This is a genomic window from Desulfobacterales bacterium, assembly GCA_021647905.1.
Classification (GTDB): Bacteria; Desulfobacterota; Desulfobulbia; order Desulfobulbales; family BM004; genus JAKITW01.
This window is the reverse complement of sequence record JAKITW010000090.1, coordinates 1-9997: the sequence shown is the minus strand read 5'-3', so window position 1 is coordinate 9997 and position 9997 is coordinate 1. Positions and strand designations below refer to the sequence as shown.

Here is a 9997-nt window from a genome sequence, read left to right as displayed (position 1 = left end):
TGCGGAAGTTGTTTCAAATTCCGCTTTTGCCGTCACGGCTGCGGCTCAGGGTCCGCTACACCGTTCGGTATAAGAAAACCCCTTTCCCGGTCCAATCTCAAACGTACGGGGTTTACCGAAACCTTACGAACAAGGGCTGCCGGCAGGGCAACATCTCCTTGTTGGCGGAGAATGATTATGGTATGTAATCCCGCGGCATCATTATCCCCGGACCTGTGATCACTTACACCCGGACAATCCACATGGAGGAATTATGGCTAGGAAGCAAGTCCCGGCAGCAAATTATGTGAAAAGGGAAACACTCTATATTGCGGTGTTCGTCGCCCTGGTCACCGGTTTCCTCGGCGGGGTGTTCTACAGCGCCCTAAAGTCGGGTCCTGCCGGACAGGTCCCGGCCGGGCCGCCGGCCCAGGCCGCGGCCCCGGACCAGATTTCCACCGACCAGGCCGAGCGGATGCTGGCGCTGGAGCAGGAGGTTGCCGCTGATCCCGACAATGTCGAGGCCTGGATTCATCTGGGCCATCTCTTTTTTGATTCCAACCGGTATCAGCAGGCCATTGACGCCTACCGCAAGGCCCTGGCCCTGGACCCGGACAATGCCGATGTCTGGACAGACCTGGGGGTGATGTACCGTCGCACCGGTCAGCCCCGGGAGGCGATCAGCGCCTTTGACCGGGCAATGACCATCAACCCCGGCCATGAGCAGTCCCGGTTCAATAAGGGGATTGTGCTTCGCTATGATCTCAATGACAAGGCCGGGGCGATCAAGGCCTGGGAAGAGGTGTTGTCCATCAACCCGAACGCCACAACCCCCAACGGCGTGCCGCTTGGCAAGGCGATCAACCAGCTGTAATGTAACTGTTACTTCCTTGGTCTCATTATCCGGCCACGGCCCAGATGAGGCGCCCCCGGGGCCGGACCCGGGCCGCCGGATAGATGCGGGCCGCGGTTTCAGGATCGCGGCGGATGGCCTCCACCAGCTCCTTTTTCTTCTCCCCGGCCACCAGGAAGAGAACGCAGCGGGCCTGGTTGATCAGCGGCAGGGTCATGGTCAGCCGGGGTACCGGCGGGTCGGCAAGCGGATATTCCACCGGCACGACCCAGCCACGGGCGGCAAGCGCGTCGCTGCCCGGAAACAGGGAGGCGGTGTGGCCGTCGGCCCCCATGCCCAGGAGGATCAGATCAAGGGCGGGATAGTGGCCCGGGCCGGTATCGGGAAAGTTTCGGCCCAGGGTCTCTGCATAGGCCGCGGCCCCGTCGGCCGGGGTTGCGAGTTCGGTGACCATCCGGTGGATGTTTTGTTCCGGGATCCGGATGGAGTTGAGCAGGGTCTGCCGGGCCATGGCGTAGTTGCCGGCCGGATCGTCGGCCGGCAGCCACCGTTCGTCACCCCAGAAGAGATGGCAGTGGTCCCAGGGGATTTCTTCGCGATAAGGGGGCTGGCCCAGAGTCCGGTAGAGGGGCCGGGGGGTGTTGCCGCCGGCCAGGGCCATGGTGAACCTGCCCCGGTGCCGGACCGCGGCCCGGGCAAGCCCGCTGATCAGCCCGGCCAGATCGGGGCCAGCCTCCTCAAGTGTCCGGTACTCCCTTCTTTCCAAGAAATCCGCCCCCTGTCTTCTGTCCACCGTCCACTGTCCACCGCCCACTGTCCACCGTCCACCGTCCACTGTCCACCGCCCACTGTCCACTGTTTTTCCTGTCTTTTGTCTTCCGTCCTCTGTCCTCTGTCCTCTGATGTGTCCTGAACCTCAGGCGCTGATCGTCCCGCCTCAGGTGAATCCGGCCCCAGCGGTGCAGGTATAGCAGTGGTCCGCCACCATGATCTCGGTTCCCGGCCGGGGCAGCTCATCGATCTCGGAGATATGGGTCCGGACGTTGTTTAAAAAAAGCCCGGCCGCCTGATTGAAGTCACAGTCAAACAGGGTGCCGTCCCAGGCAACCGAGATCATGGTCCGGCACATGAGACCGTCGGTGGCGCAGGGGTTGAAGCCGGCCGTCAGTTTTTGCAGGTAGCCTTCCAGGTTGCCGGTTTTCTCCAGCCAGGCCCGGAACCGGCCCAGGGGCATGTTGGCAAAGGTGTACAGGTTGTTAAAGGCAATGCCCCATTTTTTCTCAAGGGCGCGGTGGAACTGTTTTTCCTGCCGGGCCTGTGAGCCGGGCAGGAAGGCGCCGGCCGGGTTGACCACCAGGTTGATGCTCAATCCCGAGCCCGGCCGGCCGTAGCCGCGCTTATTGAGTTCCTTGAGGGTGGCCAGGGATTGGTCGAACACGCCGGGGCCGCGTTGTGACTCGGCCTGGTTCCGGTTCAGCGAGGGAAAGGAGGCGACAATGGTTATGCGCCGGCCGGAGCAGAGATCGAGCAGGTGGCGCCGGCCGGGCTCGGAGACAGCGGTGAGGTTGGAGCGGAGGATCACTGTTGGCGCAAGGGGGGCCAGCCGGCGGAGCAGATCGCTTATATGGGGATTCATTTCCGGGGCCCCGCCGGTGATGTCAATGGTTTCAAAGCGGAATCTTCCTGCCAGGGCCACCACCTGATCAATGGTCTCTTGGCCCATGACCTCGTCCCGGCCGGGTCCGGCATTGAGATGACAATGATGGCAGCTCTGGTTGCAGAGCAGGCCGACATTGACCTGCAGGGTGGTGGCCCGGCCGCGGGTCAGCCTGATACCGTGGCTGGCCAGTGTCTGCCGGAAGGAGTTTTTTTCCCTGTTCAGCATCATGTTCCGTTTATATGAAAGTCGTTCCGGACGAAGCTCGTTGTCCGGAGAGATTTTCATTGTTGGTTGTGGCTGCGGCCCAAAAGTCATGGTCCAGCCATGCTGGTTGGTCGTGGTGCATGCCGTAAGGCGGCGGCCGGCGGCAGGGCTCCGATTACAATGAAAGTTTACCTGCTACATTTCGCATCTGGACGCCGTGGACCAGGGATGCCCCGCCGCGGATGGCAGTGGCCACATGGATCGCCTCGGTCATTTCATCGACATTGGAGCCCTTTTCCAGGCAGGCCTGGGTATAGGCGTCGATACAGTAAGGACACTGGACGGCATGGGCCACGGCCAGGGCGATCAGGGATTTTTCCCGTTCGCTCAGTTCGCCGTCGGCAAACACCGCGTTGTAGTATTCAAAGAATTTTCTGCCGAGTTCGGGCGCGCCTTTGCCGATATCACCGAATTTTGCAAGATCCTTGGGCTGGTAGTAGGTCTCCATGCGGTCAGCTCTCCCTTTAGGTTGATGTTTGTTATGCAGGACTCCCAGGGCGGGGGGTTGATTCGTACCCGCCCGGAAACGGGTTGACGATCAACCGCATCCATTTTTCCGCCGGCGCCGGTCCCCAACTGCCGGCTGGATAGCTTTTTAAAAGCATGTCCGGATCAGGGCATGCTTCGCAGGCCTCAAGAATCGGCGACAGGAACGACCAGCAGAGTTCCACCCCGTCCTGCCGCCAGAACAGCATCTGATCGCCCTGGATGCAATCCAGGAGTACGTTCTGGTAGGCATCGGGCCTGGGGCTGCTGAAGCTGGTGTCATAGTTAAAATCCATGGTAACCGGTTGCAGGCAGAACTTGGAGCCCGGACGCTTGGCCTGAAAGGTCAGGCTGATCTCCTCCCGGGGATAGATGCCGAGGATCAGCCGGTTGGCGCTGATATGCTCGCCCAGCACCTGCCGGAACATGGAGTGGGGGACCTCCTTGAACTGGACCACGATCCGGGTCACCTTGTTACGGAGCCGTTTGCCCGAGGCCAGGTAAAAGGGAACTCCCTGCCAGCGCCAGTTGTCGATATGGAGCCGCATCAGGGCAAAGGTGGGGGTCAGGGAGTCGGGGTCGACCCCGGGCTCTTGCCGGTATGCTGCCACCGGTTTGCCGGCAATGGAACCGGCCCCGTACTGGCCCAGAATCAGATTGTCCTGGATGCTTGCCGCTGCAAAGGGCTTGAGGGACCGGTATACCTTGGCCTTTTCGTCCTGGGCCCGGTCGGCCTCGAACAGGGAGGGCGGCTCCATGGCGGTAAGGGCCAGCAGCTGCATCATGTGGTTCTGGAACATGTCGCGCAGCACCCCGGCCCGGTCATAATAACCGGCCCGATGTTCCACTCCCAGTTGCTCGCCGGCAATGATCCCCACATAATCGATAAAGCTCCGGTTCCAGATCGGCTCGAAGATGGCATTGGCAAAACGGAGCATCAAGATGTTCTGGACCGTTTCCTTGGCCAGGTAATGGTCGATCCGGAACACCTGCTGCTCCTGGAAGCCGGTATGCAGTTTTCGATCCAGTTCCATGGCTGTTGTCAGGTCGCGGCCAAAGGGTTTTTCCACCACGATCCGGGCCCAGCCGTTGCCGCTGGTTCCCTCTGCCGCCAGGCCGAGATCACCGAGCATCCCGGCAACAACCGGGTAGAGGAAGGGCGGGGTGGCGAGATAGAAGATCCGGTTCCCGGCGGTATTGCGTGACTGGTCCAGGTCCCGGAGAAACTCGGCCAGCCCCTGGAAGGAGTCGGCCGAGTCATAGGCCACTGGATGATAGAACAGCTGTCCGGCGAACCGGGTCCAGGCCGGGTCGTCTCCGGACCAGCCGTTTTTGAGCCTTGCCCGGAACTGCTCATGGCTCATCACCGTTCTGCCGCAGCCAACCACAGTGATCGGTTGCGGCAGCCGTCCGGATGCGTACAGGCTGCAGAGCGCCGGGATCAGTTTCCTGGCGGTGAGATCGCCGGAAGCGCCGAAGATGACAATGGTGCAGGGCTCCGTGCCGGCCGGGTCGGGCCTGGGGCAGGGATGGTCGGATGCGCCACTGTTGGTATTCACTTCCATTCTCCCTTGTTTATATGAAAGTCGTGCCGGACAAAGCCCGCTGTCCGGAAAGATTTTTATTGTTGGTTGTGGCTGCGGCCGAAAAGTTATGGTCCAGCCATGCTGGTTTGTCTTGAGCGGCCCGGCTCGACCAGGAGAAAGGCCAGGGTAAGCGATCGCCGGTTTGGGGGTAATGATAGCGCCGAGTTACATTCCCTGTGAGCCAGTTACAGGCCGGGCAGGGATGGTGGGCACGTTGGCCGCCTGGATTGAGATAATCGAGTTTAAGATCAGCGGTATAGTAACACAGAACACAAACTAGTGCCCATCCAGAAATGGCCCTTTCGCCCAATCTCGGCGTCATGCTCAAAAAAATAATCCTCGTAATATCATTTATATGACTCCGGTTATTTTTTTCGCGATCCTTGATCTTGAACGAAATTGCTCATTTCTGGACGGACACAAACTAGCAAATGTGCACGGGGAAATGCAACAGCTTTCAACTGGACCATATCCGCCCGGCCACAAGCAAACAATGAAAGGCGTTACTCCGGCATGGCAAGGCCGGCGCTTTTGGGGCGATTTTCTTCTTGCTTGACAAGCAGGCGACCGCTCCGATAATGTGCATGCTTGTGTGTTATCTGATGAACAGTTATTCAAGGCTGATGGTCATGTAACTTTATCGAGATGGCTGAGCAGGACTATTCCGGCTGAGCAGACAGTACCGACGGTGAGAGCTTGCTGCAACGGATCGAAAGGCTGGGCAACAGCACCATATACTATGTTTACGATCTCGGCCGGATGGGGCTTTTCCTGCTCTCCACCCTGAAGGGGACCGTGAAGCAGCCGTTCCGGCTGGCCGCCCTGGTCAGGGAAATCCGCTTGATCGGCGCCAACTCGGTTGTGGTGATTTTTTTCACCGCTGCCTTCACCGGGCTGGTCCTGGGGCTGCAGGGCTACTATACCCTGCGCCAGTTCGGCTCCGAGGGGCTGCTCGGTTCGGCCGTTGCCCTGAGCCTGATCCGGGAGCTGGGTCCGGTGCTCACCGCATTGATGGTTACCGGCCGGGCCGGTTCGGCCATGTGCGCCGAGCTGGGGATTATGCGGATTTCCGAGCAGATCGACGCCTTGGAATGCATGGCCGTGGACCCCTTTCGCTATCTGATCGCCCCCAAGTTTCTGGCCACCCTGATAGCAGTACCGATTCTTACCCTGTTCTTTGATGTGGTCGGGATATTCGGCGGTTATCTGGCCGGGGTCAAGCTGCTCGGCGTTAACCCGGGGGCCTATTTCAGCGGGATGGAGAACAGCGTTGTCAACCAGGACATCAATCTCGGTCTGATCAAGTCAATGGTTTTCGCGGTGCTGATTGCCTGGATCTGCATCGGCCGCGGCTACTTTGTCCAGGATATCCGCGGTGCCGGCTTCGGGGCCGAGAGCGTCAGCCGGGTAACCACCCAGGCGGTGGTACTCTCTTCAATCTCCATTCTGGTCTGGGACTATCTCCTCACCGCCATGCTGCTATGAGTAAGCCGATTATTCAGTTCGTCGACGTGGTCAAGCGCTTTGGCCCCCAGGTGGTGCTCAACCGGGTGAACCTGGAGATCCCGGTGGGCAGAACCACGGTTATCGCCGGGCAGAGCGGCCAGGGCAAGAGCGTTACCCTGAGGCTGATCCTCGGGCTGATGCGGCCCGATTCCGGGCAGGTGCTGGTCGAGGGCCGGGATGTGGCCCGGATGAGCCCGCGTCAACTGGGAGAGTTACGGACCAATTTCGGGGTACTCTTCCAGGGCGCGGCCCTGTTCGATTCCCTGACCGTGTTCGGTAACGTGGCCCTGCCGTTGCAGGAGCGGACCCGAAGCAGCCGCCGGCAGATCCGGGAGCGGGTGATGACCACCCTGGAGCAACTGGACCTTGCCGGACACCAGGACAAGTATCCGGCCCAACTCAGCGGGGGGATGAAAAAAAGGGTGGGTCTGGCCCGGGCCCTGCAACTCGATCCCAGGATCATGTTGTTCGATGAACCCACCACCGGTCTTGATCCGGCCAGGACCATGGAGATCTACCGGCTCTTTGACCGGACCCATTGCCGGCTCGGCTACACCGCGGTGATTGTCAGCCATGATATCCCCAAGGTGTTCAATCTGGCGGATCAGGTAATCATTCTCAATGACGGCGGGATGAAGCAATTTTCCAGTCCCGAGGAGATTCAATGGTCCGACGACCCGGAGATCAGGGAGTTCGTCAAGATGACCATGGGCCAAATCTATCAAAGCCAATCGGCGGAACAGGGACTATGAAGAAGCTGACAACCGAACTGACGGTGGGGATTTTCATGATCACGGGTTTTTTCGCCTTTGTCTATCTATCCCTGCAGCTGGGTGAATTTTCGATCTTTGCCATGGAAAAAAACTACACCCTGCAGGCGGAGTTTGATAATGTGACCGGTTTGAAACCAGGGGCCTCGGTGGAGATCGCCGGGGTGGTGGTGGGCCGGGTAGCGAAGATTGTTCTGGCGGCCGATGACATGGCCCGGGTGGTGATGTTGATTGACAAGAACGTTAAAATCGGCAAAGACGCCATTGCCTCGATCAAGACCCGGGGACTTATCGGTGACAAGTATATCCGGATCCTGCAGGACGGCGGCGGCGAACCGCTGGCAGACGGCGGGATGATTCTCGAGACCGAGTCGGCCATTGACATCGAGGCCCTGGTCAGCAAGTACATCTTCGGCAACATGTGATTGCTTTCCGGTTTGGGGCTAATGATGCCGCGGGGTTATGCCCCCGTGATTTATATGAAAGTCTTGCCGGACGAAGCTTGTTGTCCGGAGAGGTTTTCATTGTTGGTTGTGGCTGCGGCCTGAAAATATGGTCCAGCCATGCTGGTTAGTTACGATTGTCGGTCTCGCAACAACCCGCTCGACGGACGTGATTCGTCTTGTAACTTGTTGATTTTATTGGGTGGCATTTGAAGCCTTTCGGGTTGTTACGAGTTCATCACGATTGAAAGGTGACGGCCATGAAAAAGAAAAACGGAAAAGCGGCTGCATGGTTGTTTCTGCTGCTGTTGCCGGTCTGGGCCGTACCGGGTGTTACCCCTTGTTTTGCCGGTGAAACCGGGGGAGGGCGGTCGATTGCCGCGTCCGGCGGCGGGCCGGCGGACCAGGCGGGGTTTGCAGATGGGGACGAGGTCTGGCTCCTGGGCGAGGAAGAGGAGACCGATACCGCCCGGCCGGCGATTGCCGATCCCCTGGAGCCGCTGAACCGGTTTTTTTTCCGGTTTAACGACAGGCTCTATTTCCGGGTGATCAAGCCCGTGGCCACGGTATACGCAAGGGTGACGGCCGAGGATGTCCGGATCTGTGTGCGTAATTTTTTTACAAACCTGTCCGCGCCGGTGCGAATGGTCAACAACATTCTCCAGGGCAAGGTGAATGCGGCCGGGATTGAACTGGCCCGGTTCGCGCTGAATTCCACGCTCGGCGTTGTCGGCCTTGCCGACGCGGCCAGGGACGGTTTCGGGCTGGCGCCGCCCCTGGAAGAAGATCTGGGCCAGACCCTCGGGGTGTACGGGATCGGGCCCGGCATCTATCTGAACTGGCCGCTGCTCGGGCCGTCGACCGTCCGGGACACCGTGGGCATGGTCGGGGACGCCTTTCTGGAGCCCCTGACCTATGTTGCCAACGGCCGCCTGGAAACCTCGGCCCTGTTTTATGGCGTGGAGGAGCTCAACCACGCCTCGCTTACCCTGGGCGATTATGAGCTGTTTATAACAACCTCGCTTGATCCCTATTCGGCCATGCGTGATATTTACTACCAGTATCGTCAGGGCCGGATCAACGACCTGTCCGGCCGGGGAGACGGCCCGGCAAGGTGATTTTTTGCTGTAAAACCAACAACGGATATAACTGATCCCGGGGTGTATAACCCCACGGTATGATTATCCCAAACCCACCAACGGATAACAGTGATGACAGGACGAACCGGCTCTAGAACAAAAATAATCTGGCTGTCAGCGGCGGTGGTACTGTTTGCCTGGGGCCTTGCCCGGCTGAGTCCCGCGGCCAACGACCCGCTCTCCCAGGTCAAGGACGCGGTGCAGGAAGTTCTCCGTATCCTCCAGGACGAGCAACTGCTCGCGCCTGATATGAAAGAGGAGCGGAGAAAGCGGGTGGAGGCGGTGGTTGATACCATGTTTGATTTTGCCAAGATGTCCAAACATGTGCTGGTCGGTTATTGGAACGAGCGCACCCCGGAGGAGCGGCAGCGGTTCAAAAACCTGTTCGCCCGGCTGGTCAAGCAGCGCTACATCGGTAAGATCGATAATTACACCGGCCAGGAGGTAGTCTTTAAAAAACAGCGGGTCAAGGGCGACCGGGCCCTGATTTACACCAGCCTGATCGACAAGGGAATTGCGATCCCGATCACCTATAAACTGTTCAAAAACGGTGATGAGTGGCTGGTCTTTGACATGAAGATTGAGAACGTCAGCCTGGTTGCCAACTATCGCCAGGATTTCTCCAGCATCATAAAGAAGGAGGGCTTTGACGGACTGATCACCCGGATGCGGGCCAAGGTGGCAGAGGTCGAGGCGGGCGGCAAGTGATGGCGGCACGGGACACGGTTGACGGCAAGGGACACGACCGGACGGAGATGTCCGGGCTCGCTTTTTTAGACCCGGCCGAGGCGGGAACCCTGGCACCCTATCTGGAGCAGCGGGTCTGGCCGGCCGGAGCGGTGTTGAGCAGGGCGGGCGATCCCTGTACTTTCATGGGTTTTCTCGAACAGGGCCGGCTGGCGGTGAAAAAGGAGACCGAGTTTCGCGGCAAGCATATCATCATTGCCGTGCTCGATCCCGGGGCCATGGTGGGAGAGGGCATGACCGCGGGCCGTGGGCTCCACGGGACCACGGTGACCGTGCTGGAAGAGTGCCGGCTGCGGATCCTGACCGCTGACCGTTTCCGGGAACTGCTCCGCGACCATCCCGGGTTGGGGGCCACGATTCTGCAACGGGTGATTCATATCTTAAGCCTCCGGCTCCGCCGGGCCGGAGACCGGCTGGCCCAGATCCTCTAAAACGATCGTAAACATTCAGTAAACCCCCTCCTATCGGGAAAGGGGTTTTCTTCTACCAACGGCCGCTCCATTGAGAAGGGCCGGCTGTTCATAAACAGGCTATCAAGCAGGAACTCGCTTCGCCGCGGCGGCG

The 9997-nt window shown here is 59.5% G+C and carries 11 protein-coding genes; 7 read left to right on the top strand and 4 right to left on the bottom strand.

Annotated features, from left to right (window positions below):
* The first annotated feature begins 253 nt into the window (after nucleotides 1-253).
* Nucleotides 254-853, top strand: coding sequence for a tetratricopeptide repeat protein (locus L3J03_11380; GenBank protein MCF6291580.1), 600 nt, complete (start codon nucleotides 254-256; stop codon nucleotides 851-853).
* Nucleotides 854-878: 25 nt separating this feature from the next.
* Here the strand turns inward: L3J03_11380 and pgl are convergent, their stop codons facing one another.
* The 4 genes from pgl to zwf all read right to left on the bottom strand — a co-directional run bounded on the left by pgl (nucleotide 879) and on the right by zwf (nucleotide 4801).
* Nucleotides 879-1688: a 6-phosphogluconolactonase gene (gene pgl, locus L3J03_11375; protein ID MCF6291579.1), complete on the bottom strand. Its 810-nt coding sequence runs from the start codon at nucleotides 1686-1688 to the stop codon at nucleotides 879-881.
* A gap of 81 nt (nucleotides 1689-1769) precedes the next feature.
* The gene (arsS, locus tag L3J03_11370; GenBank protein MCF6291578.1) at nucleotides 1770-2720 is read right to left on the bottom strand and encodes an arsenosugar biosynthesis radical SAM protein ArsS; all 951 of its coding nucleotides are present in this window, start codon (nucleotides 2718-2720) and stop codon (nucleotides 1770-1772) included.
* 151 nt (nucleotides 2721-2871) lie between these two features.
* A complete protein-coding gene (locus tag L3J03_11365) occupies nucleotides 2872-3204 on the bottom strand; it encodes an arsenosugar biosynthesis-associated peroxidase-like protein (protein ID MCF6291577.1) in 333 nt (110 codons plus the stop codon).
* A gap of 31 nt (nucleotides 3205-3235) precedes the next feature.
* Nucleotides 3236-4801 (bottom strand): glucose-6-phosphate dehydrogenase, encoded by a 1566-nt coding sequence (gene zwf, locus L3J03_11360; protein ID MCF6291576.1) that lies wholly within the window; start codon nucleotides 4799-4801, stop codon nucleotides 3236-3238.
* A 723-nt stretch (nucleotides 4802-5524) separates the two neighbouring features.
* On the opposite strand from zwf, the gene L3J03_11355 reads away from it, so the two are divergent.
* The 6 genes from L3J03_11355 (at nucleotide 5525) to L3J03_11330 (ending at nucleotide 9864) form a co-directional block, all read left to right on the top strand.
* Nucleotides 5525-6313: an MlaE family lipid ABC transporter permease subunit gene (locus tag L3J03_11355; protein ID MCF6291575.1), complete on the top strand. Its 789-nt coding sequence runs from the start codon at nucleotides 5525-5527 to the stop codon at nucleotides 6311-6313.
* Nucleotides 6310-7086: an ATP-binding cassette domain-containing protein gene (locus L3J03_11350; GenBank protein ID MCF6291574.1), complete on the top strand. Its 777-nt coding sequence runs from the start codon at nucleotides 6310-6312 to the stop codon at nucleotides 7084-7086. Before L3J03_11355 ends, L3J03_11350 begins: the two co-directional genes overlap by 4 nt.
* Nucleotides 7083-7529 (top strand): outer membrane lipid asymmetry maintenance protein MlaD, encoded by a 447-nt coding sequence (mlaD, locus tag L3J03_11345; GenBank protein MCF6291573.1) that lies wholly within the window; start codon nucleotides 7083-7085, stop codon nucleotides 7527-7529. Before L3J03_11350 ends, mlaD begins: the two co-directional genes overlap by 4 nt.
* 278 nt (nucleotides 7530-7807) lie before the next feature.
* A complete protein-coding gene (locus tag L3J03_11340; GenBank protein ID MCF6291572.1) occupies nucleotides 7808-8665 on the top strand; it encodes a VacJ family lipoprotein in 858 nt (285 codons plus the stop codon).
* Between the two features lie 93 nt (nucleotides 8666-8758).
* Entirely contained in the window at nucleotides 8759-9394 is a 636-nt protein-coding gene (locus tag L3J03_11335) for an ABC transporter substrate-binding protein (protein ID MCF6291571.1), read from the top strand.
* Nucleotides 9394-9864: a cyclic nucleotide-binding domain-containing protein gene (locus L3J03_11330; GenBank protein MCF6291570.1), complete on the top strand. Its 471-nt coding sequence runs from the start codon at nucleotides 9394-9396 to the stop codon at nucleotides 9862-9864. Before L3J03_11335 ends, L3J03_11330 begins: the two co-directional genes overlap by 1 nt.
* Nucleotides 9865-9997 lie beyond the last annotated feature (133 nt).